This is a genomic window from Nonomuraea sp. NPDC049421 (assembly GCF_040677005.1).
Taxonomy (GTDB): Bacteria; Actinomycetota; Actinomycetes; order Streptosporangiales; family Streptosporangiaceae; genus Nonomuraea; species Nonomuraea salmonea.
The window spans coordinates 1-21,939 of sequence record NZ_JBFAQA010000020.1; the positions used below are offsets into that span (position 1 = coordinate 1).

Here is a 21,939-nt window from a genome sequence, read left to right on the forward strand (position 1 = left end):
GTCGTCATCTGGCACAACTGGAACATCGGCGCACCCGTGAAACGATCCCTGATCGCCTACGATCACTAACCCGAATTTCACATCAACGATCTAGGCGGCGCGGTCAGCGGTAGCCCGTGACGTCGGCCGGTTTGCCCGCGTCCTGCACCTCCACCACATAGCGCCAGCAGTCCGGGCGGGAGCCGTCCACGTCGGTGAAGCCGTACTCCAGGGCCAGCTGCCCGCTCGACAGCGACCGCCCGCTCCACCGCATCACGTCCGGGTCGGCGGCCAGCGCGGCGACCGCGCGGCCGACGTAGCGGGGTGACTCCGAGATGGCGAAGTGCGGCTCGCGGGCCGTGGCGTCGCGCCAGGTCTCCTCCGTCACCCCGTAGTGCTCCAGCATCATCTCCGACCGCAGCCAGCCGGGCGTCAGTGCCACGGCCGCGCACCCGTACGGGCGCAGCTCGTGTGCCTGCGCGTACCCGAGCCGGATGACGGCGCTCTTGGCCTGGTCGTAGAAGAACGAGACACGGTAGTTGTGGTCGTTGTACTCCTTCGTCCCGTCGGTCATCTCCACCACCAGGCCGCCCGGCCGCTTGATCAGCAGGGGCAGCATGAAGTGGCTGGTGATGACGTGGGTGTCGATGGCGAGCCGGAGCAGGCGCAGGCCGGCGTCCAGGTCGTGCTCCCACAGCGGGGTGTCCCACTGGGCGAGCAACTCGCCGCCCCAGATGTCGTTGACGAGGACGTCGAGGTGGCCGTGGTCGCGGCCGATGCGCTCGGCGAGCGACCTGACCTGTTCGCGGTCGAGGTGGTCGGCCGGTACGGCGATGCCGTGGCCGCCGGCCGCGCTGACCAGCTCGGCGGTCTCCTCGATGGTCTCGGCGCGGTCGTACTCGGATCTCTTGTGCCGGGTGGTGCGGCCGGTCACGTAGACGGTGGCGCCGGCCGCGCCCAGCTCGACGGCGACGCCCCGGCCGGCGCCCCGCGTCGCGCCCGCGACCAGGCAGATCTTGCCCTTCAGGTTGCTCATACGGCTGAACGTAACGAGGAAACCCGACAGGGCGTGTCATGTTTTCAGCGGGTCGTGAAGGCGCCGCCGTTGACGTGGATGGTCTGGCCGGTGATGTGCCGGGCGCCGGGCGAGGCGAGGAAGAAGACGGTCTCCGCGATGTCCTCGGGCGTGCCGGCCCGCTTCAGCAGCGTCTCCTCCACCAGCGCCTGATGGCGTTCCTCTGTCATGCCGCCCCCGAAGAAGCCGGTGCCGGTCACGTAACCGGACGAGATGACGTTGCAGGTCACGTCGCGGGCGCCCAGCTCGGCGGCCAGCGAGACGTTCCAGGCGGCGAGCGCGGCCTTGGCGGCGCCGTACGAGCCGCCGCGCCGTTCCGCGCCGATCGAGCCGATGCTGACCACCGTGCCGCCGGGCGCCAGCCGGTCGCTCACGGCGGCCGTGGTGAGGGCGGCGCCGACCACGTTCAGCGACAGGCTCGACTCCCACTGCAGGGCGAGCGCCTCCAGCGGCGGCGTGCCCTCGGGGGCGGTGGCGGGCAGGCCGCCCGCGGCGTTCACGAGCACGCCGAGCGGGCCGCTCAGCTCGGCCGCCAGCGCGGCGACCTGGTCGGGACGGGTGGCGTCGCAGGCCAGCCCGCGCACGCCCAGCTCCTCGGCGGCGGGCTCGACGGTGTCGGCCCGGCGGCCGGTGATGACGACGTCGGCGCCGTCGGCGGCGAAACGAGCGGCGACGGCTCGGCCGATGCCGCTGGTTCCCCCGGTGACCAGTACGGTCCTGCCCATGTCTCCTCCTGGCGGCGGGTATGTTTAGCTCTAAATATAGCGAAGGGTCGTGACATGGCCGACATCCCCACCAGCCCCGCGGAGATCGCCGCCGCCTGGCAGCGCGAACGTCCCGGCACGCCGACCTCCTCCATCGAGATCGTCACGCCGATCTGGCGGCTGGCGAAGATGTTCGCCGACGACCGGGCCCGGGTGCTGCGCGCCGCCGGGATCGACGCCGCCACCCTCGACCTGCTGTCCGTCCTGCGCCGGTCCGGGCCGCCGTACCGGCTGAGCACCCGCGAGCTCGCCCGCCGCACGCTCGTGACGGCCGGCGCGATCTCGCAGCGGGTGGCCAGGGCCGAGCGGACCGGACTCATCCGCCGCGCGCCCGGCGGCACCGCCCGCAAGAGCGTCCTCGTCACGCTGACCGACGAGGGCCACGCGCTCATCGAACGCTCCGTGGACTCGGTGCTCGGCCGCGAGGCGTCCCTGGTCGATGGCCTGACCCCGGAGGAGCGCGCCACGCTCGTCCACCTGCTGGACAAGCTGACCGCCGAGGTCCGGCAGCGGCTCTGATCAGCGGCGCAGGGCCGCCGCCGTCGCGACCGAGGCCGCGCCGAGCAGCAGCGCGGGGACGAGATACAGCAGCGTCGAGGCGCTGACCAGGTCGAACGGCTCCAGCCCCAGCGCCGTACGGCCGTACGCGACGGCGAACAGGCTCGCGTACCCCGCGATGGCCGCGCTGATCGCCAGCAGCCGCGCCCGGCCGGACCACCTGCCGAACCCCATCAGCCAGGCCAGCCCCGGCAGCACCTGGATCGCGTGCATCGGCACCGCATGGGCGTACTTCATCGCGCCCGCCTGCCCGTACGTGGTCATCGAGTGCGTCAGCGGCGAGACCCCCGCATCGAGCAGGCCGATCCCGTGCGCGGTCATCCACATCCCGACCACCTGCGCCGCCAGCAGCGCCAGCATGCCGCCGCGGATCGCCCACGCCATCGCCGCGTCCGCGGTGCACGAGGTGAACGCCGCGACCGTGATCAGGAGGAGCGCGGTGATCGTGACCGCGATCGTCACCCCGCCCCAGGTGAACAGCGCCTCGTCCAGCGCCGTCATGTCGTTGAAGTGCGACGGTACGCCCCGCGCCCGCTGCACGCTCACCCACAGCACCTCCAGCGCGGTCGAGCCGCACAGCAGCACCGACACCAGCCACCCCGACCACGCCGGCGCCCGCAGGAGGCCGCCGATCCAGCCGAGCGTGAGCGTGGTCAGGCCGAACGAGACGCCGAACGTGACCGGCTTGCGCCACGACAGCGGGCCCTCCGCCGACCCGCCGACCACCGCCCAGACCACGCCGTGCGCGAGGCCGGTGAGGATGAGAGCGGCACCGACGACGTACGCCAGCCGCTGGTAGCCACGCGCGTCGTCCCAGAACGTGCTGCGCAGCGACGCCCACATGACGCGGGGGAGGGGCGGGTGAATCGTGGACATGGGGGACCTCCTGGTGACAGCGGATGAAGGACGGCGAACCGGTGTTCCAGCGGGATCCCTATGACCTCAGACGGTAGGCGCCCGGCCGCCCGCACCGGATCCCCCGCCACGACGAACCACGCGCTCACCCACACCGGGGAGCCTCCCTCCTCGGAGGGAGGTCAGCGGCGCGCTCTTGGACAGTGGTCGACGTCGGCGCCGCGCTCTGGGGTCACCGGTCCTCGGGGAGGGCTCCCTCCTTGGAGGGAGGTCAACGGCGGCGCCGCGCCCCATACTTGGGCGTATGCCGACGAAACGGGTGGCGGCCTGGCTCCGGGAGCATCCGGTGGCCGCTGACGGGGCGCTCGCCGTCCTCCTCGCGGTGATCTCCCTGATCGCGCTCTTCGTCCGCGCCCCCATCGAGCACCTGCCGCCCCCGGGCCCGCTCGCCGTGCTCCTGGTCCTGCTCGTCACGCTGCCGCTGACGTGGCGGCGCCGCCACCCGCTCTGGATCAACCTCGGGGTGGGGGCGGTGTCGGCGGTGTACGGCGCCTCGCCCTACCCCGACCTGGTCACGCCGGTGGCGCTGGGCGGCGTCGTCGCCCTCTACACCATGGTGGCCTGGTGCGGCAGGACCGTCTCGATCGTCGTCGGCGTGCTCACCGGGCTCAGCGTGGCGGTCGTCTCGCTGGTGCCGGCCACCGACAGCGACCTGCTGGACGTCGTCTTCACCACGCTGCTGCTGGCCGGAGCCTGGGTGCTGGGGGACAGCGCGCGGATCCGGCGGGCGTACACGGCCGAGCTGGAGGCCAGGGCGGAGCTGCTGGCCCGCGAACGCGACTTCGAGGCCCGCCGCGCGGTCGCCGCCGAACGCGCCCGCATCGCCCGCGAGCTGCACGACGTGGTCACCCACCACGTCAGCATGATGGTCGTGCAGGCCGAGGCGGGACCGGTGCTCGCAGAACGGGACGGGGAGGCGGCCGAGCGGACGTTCGACACGATCGCCGGCATCGGGCGCCAGGCCATGACCGAGATGCGCCGCCTCCTCGGCGTGCTTCGCGACGAGGACCCCCCCGGGGAGGGGCCCGCGGGGGAGGGGCCCGCGGGGGAGGGCGCGTTCGCTCCCCAGCCCGGATTGGCGCAGGTGCCCGACCTGATCGACCAGGCACGCCGCGCCGGGGTCCATGCCGAGCTGCAGATGGACGGCCGCTCAGGGCCGCTGCCCGCCGGGGTGGACCTGTCGGCGTACCGGATCGTGCAGGAGGCGCTGACGAACGTGGTCAAGCACGCGGCGGGGGCGCGGGTACGCGTACGGGTCCGGCACACCGACCGCGACCTGCACATAGAAGTCCACAACGAAGGCAGCTTCACTGGGATCGGGCCGACCGGCGGCATCGGGCGCGACCAACACGTCATGCACGGCCAGGACCGAGACGGAGCAGGCGGACAGGGTCTGATCGGCATGCGGGAACGCGTCAACCTCTTCGGCGGCGAGCTGACCGCCGGCGCCCGCCGGGGCGGCGGCTTCGCCGTGGTCGCCCGGCTCCCGATCGGCGGACCGCGATGACGATCAGGATCGTCGTGGCCGACGACCAGGAGCTGGTACGCGCCGGCTTCCACGCGATCCTCGACGCCCAGCCCGACATGGAGGTGGTGGCCGAGGCCACGGACGGGGCGCAGGCCGTCGAGGCGGCCCGCCGGCTGCGGCCCGACGTCGTGCTCATGGACGTGCGCATGCCCCGCATGGACGGCCTCGAGGCCACCCGCCGCCTGGCCGGCCCCGGCACGACCGACCCGGTCAAGGTCCTCATGGTGACCACGTTCGACCTGGACGAGTACGTCTTCGAGGCCCTGCGCGCGGGCGCCAGCGGCTTCCTGCTCAAGGACGTCCGCCGCTCCGGCCTGGTGGACGCCGTACGCGTGGTGGCCGCCGGCGAGGCATTGTTGGCCCCGTCGATCACCCGGCGCCTGATCGGCGAGTTCGTCCGCACCCGCCCACCCGCTCGGATCTCCCACCCCACACCCCCCGAACTGAACACACTCACCGCCAGAGAACGCGAAGTCCTGGAACTGATCGCCCGCGGCCGATCGAACGCCGAAATCGCAACCGACCTCACGATCGGCGAGCAAACGGTCAAAACCCACGTCAGCAACATCCTGAGCAAGCTCCTGCTCCGCGACCGCGTCCACGCGGTGATCCTCGCCTACGAAACCGGCCTCATCCGCCCCTCCACCGACCCCCACCCCTGACCAAGCCGCTCGGCAGACCCAAGCCGCCACCCATGGAAAGCCAGCGAGCAGCGGCCCTGCCTCTTCCCCAGGCCGGCGGGCGCAGACCTCCGCCCTGCCTGATGCCGCGAAGGTGGGTGGGCGCAGCCTTCCGTCTCCGCTCCCCCACGAGTCGGTACCGGGAGGGCAGAAGCCTTCGTGCTGCCGAGCCAAGCTGGTGATGGGCCGCCCGCGAACGCGAGGTGCTCCAGCTCGTCGGCCAGGGGCTGTCCAACACGGAGATCGCCGAGCACCTCGTCCTCAGCATGGCCACGGTGAAGACCCACATGAGCCAGCTGCTGGCCAAGCTGCACGCTCGCGACCGCGCCCAGCTGGTGATCGCCGCGTACGAGAGCGGCCTCGTCACGGTCGGCTGAAAGGGGTCTGACAAATCACCACGCGCGGGTTTGAATGGTGATCGTGGCCAGGCGCCGGCCACGCGGCGGGGTGATCCACCGTGGCCGATGACAGCCCCACCAGCCCCCCACGAGCACGAACGGAGTCGACGTGACGAGCGAACCGCGCTCCATGACCCGCGACGACCGCAAGGTCCTCGCCAGCACCCTGGCCGGCACCACCATCGAGTGGTACGACTTCTTCATCTACGCCCAAGCCGCCGGCCTGGTGTTCGGGCCGCTCTTCCTGGCCCCGGTCAACGAGCAGGCACCCGGCCTGGCCACCCTCATCTCGCTGGCCACGATCGGCATCAGCTTCCTGTTCCGCCCGCTCGGCGCGATCGTTGCGGGCCGCTACGGTGACCGGCTCGGACGCAAGCGCATGCTCGTCATGACCCTCCTGCTCATGGGCGGGGCCACCACGCTGATCGGCCTGCTGCCCACGTACGAGTCGATCGGGGTCGCGGCGCCCATCGCGCTCATCCTGCTGCGCATCGTGCAGGGCTTCTCCGCGGGCGGCGAGTGGGGCGGCGCGGCGCTGCTGGCGGTGGAGCACGCGCCGCGCGAGCGCCGCGGCTGGTGGGGCACGTTCCCGCAGATCGGCGTGCCGATCGGCCTCATCCTGGCGACCGGCGTCCTGTGGATCATGAGTACGGTCACCACCCCCGAGCAGTTCCAGGCGTGGGGCTGGCGGGTGCCGTTCCTGCTCTCCCTGACCCTGATCGTCATCGGCTACCTCGTGCGCCGCGCCGTCGAGGAGAGCCCCGTCTTCAAGGAGCTGCAGCAGCGCACCAGGACGTCCTCCGCGCCGCTGCGCGACCTGTTCCGCGGTCACAGCAAGAACGTCCTGCTCACCGCCCTGATCTTCGTCGCCAACAACGCCGCGGGCTACCTGCTCATCGCCTACTTCATCAGTTACGGCACCACCGCGCTCGGCCTGTCCCGCCCGTCCGTCCTGCTCGCCACCGTCGCCGGCTCGGCCACGTGGTTGATCTTCACCCTGTACGGCGGCGCGCTGTCCGACCGCATCGGCCGCGTCAGGACGTTCCAGATCGGGTACGCGCTGGTGTTCGTCTGGATGCTGCCGCTGTTCCTGCTGATGGAGACCCGCGACATCTGGCTGTTCGCCGCGGCGATCATCGTCCTGACCGTCGGCCTGGGCCTGTCCTATGGCCCGATGTCGGCGATGTACGCCGAGATGTTCCCCGCCTCGGTGCGCTACTCGGGAGCGGCGATCGGGTACGCCCTCGGCGCCATCCTCGGCGGCGCCTTCGCCCCCACGATCGCGCAGGCCCTGGTGCAGGGCACGGGGTCGGCGCTGTCCGTGGGCGCGTACATCATGGTGCTCTGCGTCGTCTCCCTGGCGGCCGTCACCGCCGTCAAGGAGCCGAAGGGCACCGACCTGGGCCTCAGCCGGGAGCCGATCTCCTGATGCGGTGATCACATTGTGATCTTCGGCGTCGCGGCCGGGCTCGCGTCCGGGATCTCGGTAAACGTTCATGGACGGCCGTGTCGGCACCCCCAGACCGGGCGAAAGCGTACTATCGCGGCGCCGCGTCTTCCCGTTCACTGCTAAGTGATCACCCGGGACCACCGGGCGACCACGCGAGACGGGAGACTCCATGGCACATCCGAGGCGCACAGCCCGCCGGCTACTCGCGGTCGCGTCGCAGCCTTCAACGACTGGCTCATCATCCTTTGAAACACGTCCTAGTCGGTCACGGATCGACGTCACCCGTGGCTCAGGTGGAGCAGATCCGTCATCGTGGGAAGATGACGCCCTCTTCTCCTGACGCTGCAGCGCGTCGCCGATGGCGGTGGGCCTTCCGGATGCTGACGGCAGCGGCACTGCTGTTGCTGGTCGGTGGGGCGGCTCTGTTCTTCTTGGGTAATCCGCTCGGGTTGCCGCCGGCAGTGCTGAATGTGCTGGATCAGAGGGCCAGCGTAATTAGCATGGTCATCGGCCTGGTACTGGGCAGCGCCGCATTGTGGCTGCAACTGCGCTCGCCGACCGGAGGGTCTGCTGCCCCGAAGGTTGCCACAAGCGGAACGCAGGCTCCCGCCGTGAACACGATGTCAGGTGGTCTGGTGATCGGCGCCCATATTGGGTCACTGATCTCAGATGAGCGTTCCCTGGCCATCAGTGGGCAGGTCGGCATGGTGATCACTGGCGATGTGCACGGGGATGTGCGGGTGGAGCCGCCGCGTGAACCGGCTCCGCAGGCGCTGGATGGCCTCCTGGCCGCACCGGTCGACTTCACCGGCCGTGCTCGCGCCCTGCAGGACCTAGCCGCCTTCCTCAAGGTGGCGTCTGTCGGAGGTGCTGCGGCGGCTGGGCCTGGTAGCACGGCTGCGGTGACCTGTGCGGCAGTGGCGGGGATGGCTGGGGTCGGCAAGACCGCGCTCGCCTTAGTGTCCGCCCACAATGCGCAGTCACAGGGCTGGTTTCCTGGCGGAATCTTCTTCATGAACCTGCACGGCTACAGCCCCGATGGATCGAAACCGGTCAGCGCGCTGGCCGCCGCCGGACAGCTGCTGCGCCGGCTCGGCGTCCCCGCTGAGAAACTGCCGGTCGGCGAGGAAGAGGTGTTCACCGCCTACCACTCGGTACTGGCTGAGCGCGCCACGGACGGGCAGGCAGTGCTGGTTGTAGCTGACAATGTTGTCGAGTCTGATCAAATCGCGCCGCTGGTGCCGACGCAGGCTTGCCACCGGTTGCTAGTCACCTCCCGGCATACCCTGTCGCTTACGGCTCGGCAGCTCGACCTCGATGTGCTAGACAAAGCTGAAGCAGTCGAACTACTGCAGCGAGCCCTACAGGTGCGGCGCCCCGACGAGCGGGTGGCCGACGATCGGACGGCTGCCGCTGCGATCGTCGAGTTGGGTGGCCGGTTGCCGTTGGCGGTGCAGATCATCGCCGCTCTCCTGGCCGCCGAGCCAGACCGGCCTCTGGCCGCGATGGCCAGCGAGCTGGCCGAGGTCGGTGAACGGCTGAATGTAATCGCGGCACTGGGCACCAGCCCCGACCGACCCATTGCGGTGCGCGCGTCCTTCGACTTGTCCTACCAGCGGCTGACGCGGCATCACCCGGACCGGGCGCGGCTGTTCCGCTTACTGGCGAGCGCGCCCGGGATCGATCTGTCTACTGAGGCGGCCGCCGCGTACGACGGCCGCCCTCTCTCGCAGGTACGGCGCGAACTGCTCGAGCTGACTGTCGCCCACCTGCTCACTGGTGATCCAGGCGAGCGCTGGAGCATGCACAACCTGGTACGTCTACATGCCGGGGAGCAAGCCGTCCAACACACCATGGACGACGCCCAGGCGGACGCACTGGAACGCCTCCTGAACTATTACCACCAGATTGCCGAGGCGGCAGTTAGCCACATACTCAGCCGCCCAAGCGGCGAGGCCGGTAAACGTTTCACTGGTCACGCGCAGGCTCTTACCTGGCTGGATGCGGAGCGACACAACCTGGTCACTACCATCACCAGCCTCCGCCATCCCCGATACTTGCCTTATGCCCGCGACCTGGCGGGCATCATCGCTCCATACCTGAATTGGCGTCGATATCTCGATGACCAGCTGGCCGTGGCCCATGCAGCCCTAGATGCCTGTCGAGAGCTAGGTGACCGGCACGGCGAAGGCCCGGCGCTGAACAACCTCGGGAACGCCCTACGGGAGGGGGGACACTTTGAGGAAGCGATCACCGCTCACCAGGGCGCTGCCGCCATCTTCCGAGAGCTGGGTGACCGGCACGGCGAAGGGCGGGCGCTGGGCAACCTCGGGAACGCCCTACGGGAGGGGGGACACTTTGAGGAAGCGATCACCGCTCACCAGGGCGCTGCCGCCATCTTCCGAGAGCTGGATAACCGGCACGACGAAGGCCGGGCGCTGGGCAACCTCGGGATCGCTTTGCGGGAGGTGCGACGCTTCGAGGAAGCGATCACCACCCACCAGCAGGATTTGGACATCTGTCGGGGCCTGGGTGACCGGCACGGCGAAGGCCGGGCGCTGGGCAACCTCGGGATCGCTTTGCGGGAGGTGCGACGCTTCGAGGAGGCCATCATCGTTGGCCGGAGCGCTGCCGTCATCTTCCGAGAGCTGGGCGACCAGCACAACGAAGGCCAAGCGCTGATCTGTCTCGGGAATGCCTTGCAAGATGTGCGGCGTTTCGACGAAGCCATCACAGCGTTCGAACAGGCCGTGTCCATATTTGACACTACAAAGGATGATCAAAACCGCGCTACCGCGCAGGCCAACCTTGCAGAGGCCGAGCAACAGCAAGCCGACGAATGATGACGCCACGTCATCCAACGCCGCGGAGCAGGACCGTGGCGGTCGACGGCGTCCAGTGGCGCGCGATCGCCAGTCGACCATGGCACCCTGCATCCGATGTGCGTACGGCGGTGAGCAGAAACTGCACAAACCGACGTAACCAGGACGGATATCCGCCTCCGCCGCAGACGACTTCACGAGCGCGAGCTCATCGTCGACCACTCGAGTCACCGCGTTGCGTCCTCCGCTCAAAAAACGACACCGCCGCTCCGCCACCTCTGCATCCTGAATGCCACCACATGACCAACGAGGTGCGCCGCTTCCCTCCGTGCGCCGTACCCGACGTGTAAGCGGTTCCGGTGCAGTTTGCGCACGCTCAGGGGCGGCATGCGTTTCATGGCGTCACTATGACGACACGGCGAGTGGGAAAAACGCTTGCGCTCCCACCTCCGCAGACCATGATCCATTTGCGGCCTCCTACTCGGTCCAAGCGCAGCAGCCCCGCTCCCCGGAGTAGGTGGAAATGCGGGGCCAAATACTCAATCCGACTGTCAGTTCCTCATGGGATGTGCTTTTCACCGCAGTCTGGTCTTCCTTGTCGAACAACAAGGCTGCGGTCCTCTCGGCCGCTGCGGTGGTGACCTCTGGGTAGACGGGGGTCTTGGTATCGGCGGTGAGTGCGCTGAAGGTGGGTCGCCTGGCTGAGCAACGCCGACCGTAACCGCGTGTTCGCGATCGACCAGATGGTCTTCGATTACCTGTACGCGGCCGGGCGGTTTCTCTGAAGGGGCTGTCACAACCCGGGGCGCCGTCCTGTCTCAAGAGGCAGAACAGACGTACCGGAAGTGACAGGAGAGGGCATGAGGATCAGGGTTCGGATGCGGGCGCGGCCCATCGACGAGCCGCACCGCGTGGCCAGCCCGCTGGAGCTGCTGTTCGATCTCACCTTCGTGGTCGCGGTCGCGGCCGTCACCGCCCAGTTCGCGCACGCGATCGTCGAGGGGCACGCGGCCGGCGGGATCGCGCCGTTCCTGCAGGTGTTCTTCGCCATCTGGTGGGCGTGGATGAACTTCACCTGGTTCGCCTCGTCCTACGACACCGACGACGTCGGCTACCGGGTGCTGACCATGGTGCAGATGGCCGGCGTGGTGGTGCTGGCCGCCGGGGTGCCGGTCGCGGCCGAGCACGCCGACTACGGCTTCGTCACCCTCGGCTACGTCATCATGCGGGCCGGCCTGGTCCTGCTGTGGTTGCGGGCCGCCTCGGGGGACCCGGCGCGGCGCCGCACCGCGCTGCGGTACGCCGCCGGCATCTCCGTCGTCACGGCGGGCTGGCTCTACCACTCGGTGCTCGCGCCCGTGAGCGCCGAATTGCCGCTCTTCGTCATCCTGGCGCTGCTGGAGCTCGCGGTGCCCCCGTGGGCGGAGCGCGAGCGGCCCACGACCTGGCATCCGCATCACATCGCCGAACGCTACGGGCTGTTCACGATCATCCTGCTCGGTGAGAGCGTGCTCGCGGTGTCCCGAGGGGTGGCGGCGGCGATGGAGGCGGGCGAGGTCGGCGGCCGGTTCGTGGTGGTCGCGGTGTCGGGGCTCGTGGTGCTGTTCGCGTTGTGGTGGCTGTACTTCCTGGTGGAGGCCGGGGACGGGCTCAGCGGGCGGCGCGATCGGTCCTATCTGTGGGGGTACGGGCATTACGGCATCTTCGCGGCGCTGGCCGCGCTCGGCGCCGGGCTGGAGGCGGCCACCGAGGAGGGCGGGCATGGTGTCGCCGGGCCGCTGACCTTGGGGTACGCCGTGGCGATCCCGGTGGGGGTGTTCCTGCTGCTGCTCGGGGCGGTCTACAGACTGATCGCGGCGCGGCCTGTGGTGCCTCCCGTGGTGTTGTGGGCCTTCGCCGCCGTGGTCGCGGCGCTGCCGGTGGCCGCACCCTGGATCGGCGTGCACGGAGTGGTCGCGGCGATCGCGGCGAGCTGCGTGCTCCTGGTCACCGCCACGATCGTCATGACGGGCTCTGTCGCCGCGAGGGCTCGCGGCGACAGAGCGGATGGAGCACTGACGTAGGGACGTCAGCCGTCGTCGCGGCTGAAGTGGAACGGGCAGTGCGTGCCGCCCGTGCCGATGGTGGTGCGGCGCTCGAAGCGGAAACCGTGCCGGTCGGGATCGATGGCCTCGATCCAGTTGGCGTCGAACGCGCACATCGCCGGCGTCAGTTCCGGCGCCTCGTTGGCGACCAGGACGTCGTGGTAGAAGCACCGGCGTACGTCGAGGTGGTAGCGGGCGCCGTCATCGACCGGCCGCTCGAAGACGAACCCCTTCCCGAACGCGTACTCCTCGCGCGACCTGCTCAGCTCCACCATGGCGTGGAAGGCGTCCGGCGCGGTGTCGAGCATCGCCCGGGTGCCCTGCTTCATGGTGTCGCCGAGCGGTTCGACGAAGGCCGCGCGTACGGCGTCGATGGCCTGCTCGCGGCCCAGCCTGGGCAGGAGCACCTCGTAGGCGGCCACGAGGGCCAGGGTCAGGCGCAGGTTGTGCCGGGCGGGTTCGTCGACGATCAGGTGCTCGTTGGCCGCTTCGAGCTCGTCCTGCCGTGCCCGCATGGCAGCCGTGGGGTACTCGGAGAGGCGGTCGTAGAACGCGTCGAGCAGCAGCGTCGTGTCGCGATCGGGGTCGGGGACGTAGCCGCCGCCGGCGAGCCCGAACTGGTCGGTGGACATGGTGATCCTTTCGTGTACGGCTCGGCGCGTACACGACCGTGACCCCCGCCTGGAGGTGTGACCGGCCATGCCCGCGACCGAGCGAGCACGCCAGCGCACTCCACCGACCGACCAGGCGCTGACCAGCTTTTGCTGATATTTCCCGACAAGTCTGGCATGCCGGGAACGATCACGTCCAGAAGCGGGTGGTCTCCTCAAGGGGAGCCCGGCCGGTCAGGACGGCGCTGCCCGGCACGTCGGGATCCTGATACCCGAAGGAGACCCCGAACAGCAGCCTGTGATCACGCACCCCGAGCTGCTCCCGCACCGGCCGCGTGAACGCTGGTGTAGAGGTCGGCGCTGTAAGGGAAGTCGGTGGACAGCGCCCCACGGGCGTGAGCCGCCAGCAGCGCCGCGCTGAGCGCGTGTCGCGGGCGGCCCCACTGACGACCTCGACGCTCCACGGCTGGGTGTTGCTGTTCGAGGGCGCAGCGCCGGCCAGCGAGAACACGGCCCGCATCACGTCGTCGGGCACGGGATCGGGACGGAACGCGCGCACCGAACGCCGATCGCGGATCAACCGCTCGGCGTACTCGGGCGGCAGAACGTCAGTGGACGCCCGGGATCGGCCAGGGGCAGCGGCTCGACGAGTTCGGTGAAGAGCTCGAGGTAGCGCTGCTTCTGCTCCTGGGCCGCCACGCGCACCGGATGGGCACGTTGGGGGAACTCCACCACGGTGTTCGCCAGCGGGCACCCGCGATGCCCGGGTGCGGCGATGGCCTCGGCGATCTCCGCGACCACGCGCCGCAGCTGCGCGCGCGGATCGCCGGGGCAGGCCGCGCGGACCGCCTCGATGATCTCCTGCGGCGAGATGCCCTTCTCCCGCAGGTACGCCACGGCCAGCTCGTCCTTCGAGCCGACGGCCCGGTAGATGCTCGGCTTGCCCACTCCGGACCGCTCGGCGTAGTCAAGGGGTGGGTTCCGCTTACGTCCAGGTCAGCAGCATTTATGATCATTTCCCCACAAAGTTGATCTTGCCGTTGTAAGGTTCCTGCCGGAAACCGCAACGGAATGAGGAACCAGCTCGTGATCCGACGCCCCAGGGCACTGTTAAGCGCAACTGCCGTCCTCCTCGCCACCGCCACCCCGCTCGCCCAGCCGGCGGTGGCCGACGACACGGGCGCCAGGCCGGCCCTCGTACGGCCGGTCTCGGGCATCAGCCCGCTGCCCGCCGACTGCGGCGGCCCCCCGACGGACGGCTACGTCCTCAACCCGAACACCGAGGTCCTCCCGGCGCTCGCCGCGGACCCGAGGCGCCCCCAGCGCCTGGTCACGGTCTTCCAGCAGGACCGCTGGAACCGGTACGGCAGCAACGGCGCCCTCGCCGCCGTCTCCGACGACGCCGGCCGGACCTGGACGACCTCCAGGAACCTGCCCGCCTTCTCCCGCTGCAACGGCGGCACGGCGGCCAACGGCGGCGACTACGACGTCACCACCGACCACTGGGTCACCGTCACCCCGTCAGGGGCCGCGATCGCCGCGTCGCTGTCGATGTCCCGCGCCGGCGACGTGACCGCGATCCTGGTCTCCAGGTCCGGCGACGGCGGAAGGACCTGGGGCCCGCCGGTGACGCTGCAGCGCGACGACAAGGTGCGCTTCTTCAACGACCGGCCCTCGGTGACCGCCGACCCCTACCGGCCGGGCGTGGTCTACGCGGTGTGGGACCGCATCGACGACCAGTCCACCGAGGCCGAGCCGAACTGGATCCAGCCCGTCTACCTGGCCAAGTCCACCGACGACGGGCGTACGTGGACGACCGGCAAGGTGTTCGACGTGCCGAAGAACAGCGGCGTCATCGGCACCCAGCTCGTCGCCCTCCCGGACGGCACGCTGCTGATCGGCATGCACCACGAGACCATCGACGAGGGCTTCACCCAGGTCATCCGCTCCACCGACGGCGGCAGGACCTGGTCGAAGACCCTGGACGTGCCCGCTCCCATGGCCGTCGGCCCCCGCATCCCCGACCCCGACGACTCGGGCGACCCCATCAGGAACGCCGCCCTACCGCTGCTCGCCGCCCAGCCGGGCACCCAGGTCGTGCACGCGACCTGGCCCAGCCAGGACGCCGACGGCACCTTCCACGTGGCCTACGCGCGCTCGGCCGACGGCGGGCGTACGTGGTCGAAGCCGGTACGCATCGACAGGACGCCCACGGGTTCGGCCGCCGTTCCCGCGGTGGCGGTGTCGCGCACGGGCACCGTGGCGGTCACGTACTACGACTTCCGCAACAACACCTCCGGCCCCGACCTGCCCACCGACCTGTGGGCCGTGACCTGCGCGAGCGGCTGCACGCAGCCCGGCGCGTGGCGCGAGCAGCACATCGAGGGCCCGTTCGACACCCGCGCCTTCCCGGCGACCAGCGTCGGACGCCTGCTCGGTGACTACACCGGCCTGGTCGCGACCGGCTCCTCCTTCACCGCCGTGTACGGCGTGACGACCGGCGACGCCGCCAACCCGGTGGACCTGCACAGCGCCACCTTCTCCCGATAAAACGCCCGAAGGCGTGGTTCCCGGTAATGGCCGGGGGCCACGCCGTGGCGTACCCGATTAAGCTCCTCGCCAATTCACCGGCCGCCGCGATTGATGCGCGTTTCCCCAGGAAATGACAGGTTCCGCGCTCATCATCGGACCCGCACACCCGTATGTCCGATATGCGCGAGAATTCGAGGCAATTTCGTTTTGTGGGGGGATTCGTGGGGACATTTCGCGGCCGGCGTTCCGGCCTGATCATCTCAGCGGCGGCTCTGGCGCTGGCCACACCCTTGGTCACGCATGCCGACGCGCCGCCGCAAAGGAGCGCGGCAGGTGAAGCGGCGCTTCCCGGCATCATCCCCGCCAGCCGGTGGGGCGTGATCGGCCGCAACACCCTGGGCTCGCCGAGCGCCGTCCTGCGCGAAGGCCCCTACGGACGCACCGAGGCCACGGCGTTCGCGGCCACCCAGCCCCCGCCGTACGGAAGCGGCAGTCTCGGCATCATCGTCGGCAGCGGCACCGAGAAGATCGCCTGGGGCAACGAGACGCTCTACGCGGACAAGCCGCTGTCGTCCATCAAGAAGCTCAAGTACTGGGTGTTCGCCGGCATGGACAGCCTCACCGGCGTCAGTCTGCCGAACATCACCATCGAGGCCGACCCCAACGTCGGCTCCGCCGAGTACACGAGCCTCGTCTACCTGCCGAACGCCTCGACCGGCCCGTCCGCGCCGTCGGAGCCCCGTCCCAACGTCTGGCAGCAGTACGACGCCTCCGCCGACAACAGCAAGTGGTGGGCGACCGGCAGCACCGGCGGAGCCATCACCTGCACCCAGGCGTCACCGTGCTCGTTCCGCCGGCTCAAGGAGAAGCTGCCCCAGGCGGTGATCAGCCTCAGCCTCGGCATCTCCAAGGGCAGGGACAACGCGTTCGTCGGCGCCGTGGACGGCCTCCAGGTCAACCACACGGTCTACGACTTCGAGTTCAACGGCGTCCGCACGAGATCCGTGCGCTGAGGCGCGATGAGTTCCCCGGCTCCAGGGAGTCATACTCCGGAAGCAACGGTGCCGAGGAGGAACTCTGATGCGCAATGTCACGTACTCGATGGGCGTCTCGCTCGACGGCTACATCGTCGGGCCCGACGGCGGCTTCGACTGGGCCGAACCCGACCAGGAGATCTTCCGCCACCACATCGACGAGATCCGGAAGGTCGGCGTCCACCTGATGGGCCGGCGGCTGTACGAGACCATGCTCTTCTGGGAGACCGCCGACCAGGAGCCGTCCATCGACGACGACACCCGCGAATGGATCAGGCTCTGGAACCCGCTCCCCAAGGTCGTCTTCTCCACCACGCTGCCGGAGGTGCGGGGCAACGCCCGCCTGGCCTCCGGCAGTCTCGCCGAGGAGATCGAGCGGCTGCGCGCCGAGCCGGGGGAGGGGGAGATCGCGATCGGCGGCGCCACCCTCGCCGCCGAGGCCGCCGCGGCCGGCCTGATCGACGAGTACCGGGCCGTCGTCTACCCGGTGCTGGTGGGCGGCGGCATCCCGTACTTCCCGCAGGACAAGCGGCAGGTGGAGCTCGAACTCGTCGAATCGCGCACCTTCCCCTCGAAGGCCGTCGCCTACCACTACCGCGTGCGGCGCGCGTGAGCTCGACGGCACTTCCGGCCATTCGTCTGTGAGCCGCGGACACGCCAATTACGGGCAGGCGGCAACCCTCCTATCGGCTCCCCAGCCAAAGGGCTGACCTGCTGAAATACCCCGAAAAATCGGGAAATGACAATTATCCCCTACTTCCAGTGTGCATGTCAGTCAAGGGGTTGTTTGGGGTAAAAGTCGAACACATAATCGTGGGCGCCGAAGCAGCCACGGGCGGGGGGCTCGCCCAAGTACGCCCGCCCGTGGGTCACTTACCGCAAACAGGGAGTGTCTACCCACATGCGCGCACGATCCCTCCTGGCCGTCTTATCCTGCGCAGCCGCCCTGCTGAGTGTCGTCACCACCCCGGCCTCGGCCGCCGCACCCCCGTCCCCCCAACGACTCGCCTCATCCAAGCCCACTGAGGGCTCCGACCAGCCCGCCCGCAAGAAGGACACGAAGGCCGTCCAGCAGAAGACCCCGGCCTGCCCGACGCCCAAGGAAGGCGAAACGGCCGCCTGTCTCCAGGTCGTCACCCCGAAGACCCCCTTCACCCAGCAGCGCCCCCGCGCGCAGGTGAAGGACATCCTGCCGATTCCGGACTGGTGCATCGAGAACGCCTTCACCGGCGTGTGGGCCCTGCGTACCTCGGCGTGCGAGATCACCGGGTTGCTCTACACCACGTACCGCGTCGTCAACGGCGTGCGCACGGTCACCGGCGAGGCGTCGCTCAACGTCATCAACTACAGCTACAGCTCCACGGACCTGCCCGACTGGGGGCACCAGATCGAGCTGTCGGCCTACCAGGGCTGGGGTGACGCCCTGGCCGCCAGCCTGTCGGGCACGACCACCGCGAGCGGCTCCTGCACCACGGCCGGGGCCACCTTCCCGTCCCGCCCGATCTCCCCGCTGGGCACCTGGATCCAGGGCGAGTCGTACTTCAGCACCACCGCCACCGCCCCCGGCGCGATCGGCGCCTGCACCACCACCTGGTCGCTCACGTTCACCAACGGCACCTACACCCCGGCCGGCATCGGCTTCGACATGAGCGAGATCCGCTGCGACAACGCCACGGCCGGCCGGGCGGCCATCGGCTGCGTCGTGCCGTGGTACGCCTCCGAGCTGGTCTACAGCCAGAGCCTCTACCCGTCGCTGGCCTCGCACGTCTCGCGCGCCCAGGCGTCCGGGCTTCCCGGAGCGACCTTCGACGCGCCGCTGACGCGTACCACCAACGAGACGATCATCAACACCAACCGCAGCCTCGCCTGCGGCGACGCCCCGTCGATCAGCGGGCTGAGCTGCGACGAGTACCCGATCGCCCGCTCGTACGAAGGGCTGAGCTCCGGCGGCACGCGGCGGACGTTCGACGGCTGCAACTTCAACCTGCCCGGCCAGACCGGCCCGACCGGCGTGTCCGTGTGCATGATCACAGCCACCGAGAACAACGCGCAGGGCGGCCTGAACACCCAGTTCTTCCGCCGTGAGCGCGTCCTGGACGGCGATCCCTTCCGGGTCACCGTGGGCACGTGACATCCTGCTGAAGCTCGATGGGGCCCTGCCGTGCCCGGCGCCGCAGGGCCCGCTCGCGAAGGAGGCGAGATGGACGCGTCAGCCGGCGTGCGCGTGAGCGACCACGCCTTCGGGCTGCTGGACGACGGCGACCTGCCGATCGAGACGGCCGACTACTCCAACGGGCTGATCATCGTGATGTCGGCCGGTGCGCTCCTCTACACCGGCATCGACACCGGCACCGTCCACGTCACCCTCACGCTCGCCGGGCCGCCCGGCGACATCGACGCCTCCTGGGAGGACGTGGTCGAGGCGAGCGTGCACGCGCCACGCGGCCGGCTCCGCCTCGACTCCCCCGACAACGGCCCCGTGCCCGCCGTCCCGCTGCTCAGCGCGGAGGGTCCCGGATGGTACCGGGTTCTCGCCTGCGTACGCGGCCGGGACCGCCACTTCGACGCCGTGCACGACGACCCCCGCGAGGCGTACCACCTGTGGGTGTGGCCCGCCCCACCGGCGCCGGCCACCCTCATCCGCACCACCGACCGCTGCGGCGCCGCCCTGCGCGCCACCCCCGCGCCACAGCAGGGCACCGGGCAGCGGACCGGGCAGCGGACCGGGGACCGGCTGGACGACGCGATCCGCAAGGCCACCGGGCGGCCGCCCAAGGGGTGAGACAACGGCCTTCCCCAGAGAGCGGCCGCCTGTGGCGGTCAGGCGGCCGGCTCGGTGTTGGTGGCCCTGAGCCGGAGCTTGTCGCCCTCGACGTCCACCGTGACCTTCCCGCCCTTGGCCACCTCGCCGGTCAGCAGCATGGCCGACAGCCGGTTGTCCAGCTCGCGGTGGACGGCGCGGCGCAGCGGGCGGGCGCCGAACTCCGGCTGATGGCCGCGCTGGGCGAGCCAGTCCTTGGCGGCGTCGCTGACCTCCAGCGTGATGTCCTGGGCGCGCAGCCGGCCGCGGGTGCGCTCCAGCAGCAGGTCGATGATCTGGCGGAGCTGCTCGCGCTCGAGGCGCTTGAAGATGATCGTCTCGTCGATGCGGTTCAGCAGTTCGGGACGGAGCGTGCGGCGCAGCAGGTCCATGAGCCGGTCCTCCAGCTCGGAGACGTCCCCGGTGGCCTCCAGGATGAGCTCGGCGCCGATGTTGCTGGTCATGATGACGATGGCGTTGGTGAAGTCCACGGTGCGGCCCTGGCCGTCGGTGAGGCGGCCGTCGTCGAGCATCTGCAACAGGATGTTCATCACGTCGGGGTGGGCCTTCTCGATCTCGTCGAGCAGGATCACGCAGTGCGGGCGGCGGCGTACGGCCTCGGTGAGCTGCCCCGCCTCCTCGTAGCCGACGTAGCCGGGCGGCGCGCCGATGAGCCGCGAGACCGTGTGCCGCTCCTGGAACTCGCTCATGTCGATGCGGACCATGTGGTCCTCGCCGCCGAACAGCGCGGCGGCCAGCGTCCTGGCCAGCTCGGTCTTGCCGACGCCCGTCGGGCCGAGGAACAGGAAGCTGCCGATGGGCCGGTTGGGGTCCGACAGGCCCGCCCTGGCCCTGCGGACGGCCTCGGCGATGGCGGTGACCGCCTCGTCCTGGCCGATGACCCGCTCGTGCAGGTGCTCCTCCAGCCGCATGAGCCGGTCGCGCTCCTGCTCGGTGAGCTGGGTGACGGGAATGCCGGTACGGCGCGAGACGACCTCGGCGACGTCCTCCACCATGACCTGCGGAGCGCTGTCGCGGTGCCGGCGGGCGCGTTCCAACTCGGGGCGGAGCTTGGCGATCTGGGCGGTCACCTCCTTGGCCCGGTCGAAGTCGTCGGCGGAGACCGCCTGGTCCTTGTCGCGGCGCAGCGACTCCAGGCGTTCCTCCAGCTCGCGCACGTCGTCGCCGGGCGTGCTCGCGCGCAGCCTGACGCGGGCGGCGGCCTGGTCCATCAGGTCGATGGCCTTGTCGGGCAGGAAGCGGTCGGTGATGTAGCGGGCTGAGAGGTTGGCCGCCGCGTCGAGGGCCTCGTCGGTGATGCGGACCTGGTGGTGCGCCTCGTACGGGTCGCGCAGCCCGGCGAGGATCTCGACCGTCTGCTCCACGGTCGGCTCGGCGACCAGGATCGGCTGGAAGCGGCGCTCGAGAGCCGCGTTCTTCTCGATGTTCTTGCGGTACTCGTCGATCGTGGTGGCGGCGATGACGTGCAGTTCGCCGCGCGCCAGGGCGGGCTTGAGTATGTTGGCGGCGTCCATGCCGCCCTCGGCGGAGCCGGCGCCGACGAGCGTGTGCACCTCGTCGATGAAGACGATGATCTCGTCGGCGTGCGCGCGTACCTCGTCGATGACCTTCTTGATGCGTTCCTCGAACTCGCCCCGGTACTTCGACCCGGCGACCATGCCGGTCAGGTCGAGCGCGATGACCCGCCGGTCCTTCAGCGGGCCGGGGACGCTTCCGTTCACGATGCGCTGGGCGATGCCCTCGACGATCGCGGTCTTGCCGACGCCGGGCTCGCCGATCAGGCACGGATTGTTCTTGGTGCGGCGCGAGAGCACCTCGATGGCCTGCTCGATCTCGTCCTCGCGGCCCACGACCGGGTCCACGCGGCCCTGGCGGGCCTCCTCGGTGAGGTCGCGGCCGTACTCGTCGAGCGAGGGCGTGTCGCCGTCGCCGCGGCGGGGTGTGTCGGCGGGACGGGACATCGCGCCGGCCAGCACGGCCTGCTGCAGTTCGTTGGCCGAGACGCCCTGCTCGCTCAGGACGCGCGCGGCGGCGGAGTCGGGGTTGGCGGCGAGAGCGAGCAGCAGGTGTTCGGGCCCGATGTAGGAGGAGCCGAGCGCGCGCGAGACGCGCTGCGCGTCCAGGACGACGCGCTTGGCGGCCGGCGAGAGCGTGGTGGGCGGCTCGGTGGCCTCGCCGGGCGTCGCGAGGTCGCCGATGCGCTCGCGGAGCCGTTCGACGTCCGCGCCCGCGGCGGTCAGCAGCGAGCGGGTGGCGTCGGTGTCGATCACGGCGCCGAGGATGTCGAGGACGTCGAGGTCGGGCGCCCCGCGCTGCCCCGCCCGCTCGACGGACTGCCGCAGCACCTCCCTGGCCGAGGCGCTGAGCAGCCGGCCGACGTCCACGCGCTGGACGCCCGGCCGGGAGGGCGGCCAGCCCTCCATGGCGCCGAACACGCGCCCCGTGAGTTCCTCGAACCCTCTGAACGGGTCTTCTCCGAAAAGCGATCTGAACGGCATGTCCGACATGGATGTCCCCTCTCACGCTCCGAGGGGACACCTAGCCAGCAGGGCCGCAAGCATTGCCAGCGGTCGGCAAAGCCTCGAGCAGCCGTCGCGAGCACGGTATCCAAGATCGACTCATCGCTCAACGTGCGCTCGGCATGCGGTCGCGGAGCCGGGCGTCCCACGGCAGACATCCATAGATACC

The 21,939-nt window shown here is 70.1% G+C and carries 17 protein-coding genes and 2 pseudogenes; 12 read left to right on the plus strand and 7 right to left on the minus strand.

What is annotated here, in order from left to right; translation table 11 throughout:
- Nucleotides 1–103 precede the first annotated feature (103 nt).
- Together AB0K18_RS29915 and AB0K18_RS29920 are read right to left on the minus strand one after the other, a co-directional pair.
- On the minus strand, nucleotides 104–1,015 hold the full coding sequence (locus AB0K18_RS29915) for an SDR family oxidoreductase (protein WP_364920686.1): 912 nt from the start codon (nucleotides 1,013–1,015) through the stop codon (nucleotides 104–106).
- A gap of 44 nt (nucleotides 1,016–1,059) precedes the next feature.
- The gene (locus AB0K18_RS29920; protein WP_364920689.1) at nucleotides 1,060–1,779 is read right to left on the minus strand and encodes an SDR family oxidoreductase; all 720 of its coding nucleotides are present in this window, start codon (nucleotides 1,777–1,779) and stop codon (nucleotides 1,060–1,062) included.
- 54 nt (nucleotides 1,780–1,833) lie between these two features.
- On the opposite strand from AB0K18_RS29920, the gene AB0K18_RS29925 reads away from it, so the two are divergent.
- Nucleotides 1,834–2,337: a MarR family transcriptional regulator gene (locus AB0K18_RS29925; protein WP_364920692.1), complete on the plus strand. Its 504-nt coding sequence runs from the start codon at nucleotides 1,834–1,836 to the stop codon at nucleotides 2,335–2,337.
- Here AB0K18_RS29925 and AB0K18_RS29930 read toward each other — a convergent pair whose 3' ends face one another.
- The gene (locus AB0K18_RS29930; protein WP_364920695.1) at nucleotides 2,338–3,252 is read right to left on the minus strand and encodes a hypothetical protein; all 915 of its coding nucleotides are present in this window, start codon (nucleotides 3,250–3,252) and stop codon (nucleotides 2,338–2,340) included. It lies immediately after the preceding gene.
- 283 nt (nucleotides 3,253–3,535) lie between these two features.
- Here AB0K18_RS29930 and AB0K18_RS29935 point away from each other — a divergent pair, with 283 nt between their 5' ends.
- From AB0K18_RS29935 to AB0K18_RS29960, 6 genes and pseudogenes are all read left to right on the plus strand, one after another.
- The gene (locus tag AB0K18_RS29935) at nucleotides 3,536–4,798 is read left to right on the plus strand and encodes a histidine kinase (protein ID WP_364920698.1); all 1,263 of its coding nucleotides are present in this window, start codon (nucleotides 3,536–3,538) and stop codon (nucleotides 4,796–4,798) included.
- Complete coding sequence (locus AB0K18_RS29940) at nucleotides 4,795–5,481, plus strand: response regulator transcription factor (protein WP_364920700.1); 687 nt, start codon at nucleotides 4,795–4,797, stop codon at nucleotides 5,479–5,481. Before AB0K18_RS29935 ends, AB0K18_RS29940 begins: the two co-directional genes overlap by 4 nt.
- 209 nt (nucleotides 5,482–5,690) lie before the next feature.
- A pseudogene (locus AB0K18_RS29945) lies at nucleotides 5,691–5,876 on the plus strand (LuxR C-terminal-related transcriptional regulator); the annotation flags it as partial.
- A gap of 151 nt (nucleotides 5,877–6,027) precedes the next feature.
- The gene (locus tag AB0K18_RS29950; protein ID WP_364921178.1) at nucleotides 6,028–7,326 is read left to right on the plus strand and encodes an MFS transporter; all 1,299 of its coding nucleotides are present in this window, start codon (nucleotides 6,028–6,030) and stop codon (nucleotides 7,324–7,326) included.
- A 398-nt stretch (nucleotides 7,327–7,724) separates the two neighbouring features.
- Entirely contained in the window at nucleotides 7,725–10,190 is a 2,466-nt protein-coding gene (locus AB0K18_RS29955; protein ID WP_364920703.1) for a tetratricopeptide repeat protein, read from the plus strand.
- 839 nt (nucleotides 10,191–11,029) lie between these two features.
- Nucleotides 11,030–12,232 carry a low temperature requirement protein A gene (locus AB0K18_RS29960; RefSeq protein WP_364920706.1) on the plus strand — a complete coding sequence of 401 codons (1,203 nt, stop codon included), beginning with the start codon at nucleotides 11,030–11,032 and terminating at the stop codon, nucleotides 12,230–12,232.
- Between the two features lie 5 nt (nucleotides 12,233–12,237).
- On the opposite strand, the gene AB0K18_RS29965 is transcribed toward AB0K18_RS29960, so the two are convergent.
- From AB0K18_RS29965 to AB0K18_RS29975, 3 genes and pseudogenes are all read right to left on the minus strand, one after another.
- A complete protein-coding gene (locus AB0K18_RS29965; RefSeq protein WP_364920709.1) occupies nucleotides 12,238–12,885 on the minus strand; it encodes an L-2-amino-thiazoline-4-carboxylic acid hydrolase in 648 nt (215 codons plus the stop codon).
- Between the two features lie 397 nt (nucleotides 12,886–13,282).
- Nucleotides 13,283–13,444: pseudogene (locus AB0K18_RS29970) on the minus strand (nitroreductase family protein); the annotation flags it as partial.
- A complete protein-coding gene (locus tag AB0K18_RS29975) occupies nucleotides 13,441–13,812 on the minus strand; it encodes a TetR/AcrR family transcriptional regulator (RefSeq protein WP_364920712.1) in 372 nt (123 codons plus the stop codon). The gene AB0K18_RS29975 and the pseudogene AB0K18_RS29970, both read right to left, overlap by 4 nt.
- Nucleotides 13,813–13,950: 138 nt before the next feature.
- On the opposite strand from AB0K18_RS29975, the gene AB0K18_RS29980 reads away from it, so the two are divergent.
- The 5 genes from AB0K18_RS29980 to AB0K18_RS30000 all read left to right on the plus strand — a co-directional run bounded on the left by AB0K18_RS29980 (nucleotide 13,951) and on the right by AB0K18_RS30000 (nucleotide 19,212).
- The gene (locus AB0K18_RS29980; protein ID WP_364920714.1) at nucleotides 13,951–15,414 is read left to right on the plus strand and encodes a sialidase family protein; all 1,464 of its coding nucleotides are present in this window, start codon (nucleotides 13,951–13,953) and stop codon (nucleotides 15,412–15,414) included.
- Between the two features lie 203 nt (nucleotides 15,415–15,617).
- Complete coding sequence (locus tag AB0K18_RS29985) at nucleotides 15,618–16,409, plus strand: hypothetical protein (protein WP_364920718.1); 792 nt, start codon at nucleotides 15,618–15,620, stop codon at nucleotides 16,407–16,409.
- A 67-nt stretch (nucleotides 16,410–16,476) separates the two neighbouring features.
- Nucleotides 16,477–17,043, plus strand: a complete 567-nt coding sequence (locus AB0K18_RS29990) for a dihydrofolate reductase family protein (RefSeq protein WP_364920721.1) — start codon at nucleotides 16,477–16,479, stop codon at nucleotides 17,041–17,043.
- Nucleotides 17,044–17,331: 288 nt separating this feature from the next.
- The gene (locus AB0K18_RS29995; RefSeq protein WP_364920724.1) at nucleotides 17,332–18,561 is read left to right on the plus strand and encodes a hypothetical protein; all 1,230 of its coding nucleotides are present in this window, start codon (nucleotides 17,332–17,334) and stop codon (nucleotides 18,559–18,561) included.
- 69 nt (nucleotides 18,562–18,630) lie between these two features.
- A complete protein-coding gene (locus AB0K18_RS30000; protein WP_364920726.1) occupies nucleotides 18,631–19,212 on the plus strand; it encodes a hypothetical protein in 582 nt (193 codons plus the stop codon).
- 38 nt (nucleotides 19,213–19,250) lie between these two features.
- On the opposite strand, the gene AB0K18_RS30005 is transcribed toward AB0K18_RS30000, so the two are convergent.
- On the minus strand, nucleotides 19,251–21,758 hold the full coding sequence (locus AB0K18_RS30005) for an ATP-dependent Clp protease ATP-binding subunit (RefSeq protein ID WP_364920729.1): 2,508 nt from the start codon (nucleotides 21,756–21,758) through the stop codon (nucleotides 19,251–19,253).
- Between the last annotated feature and the right edge of the window lie 181 nt (nucleotides 21,759–21,939).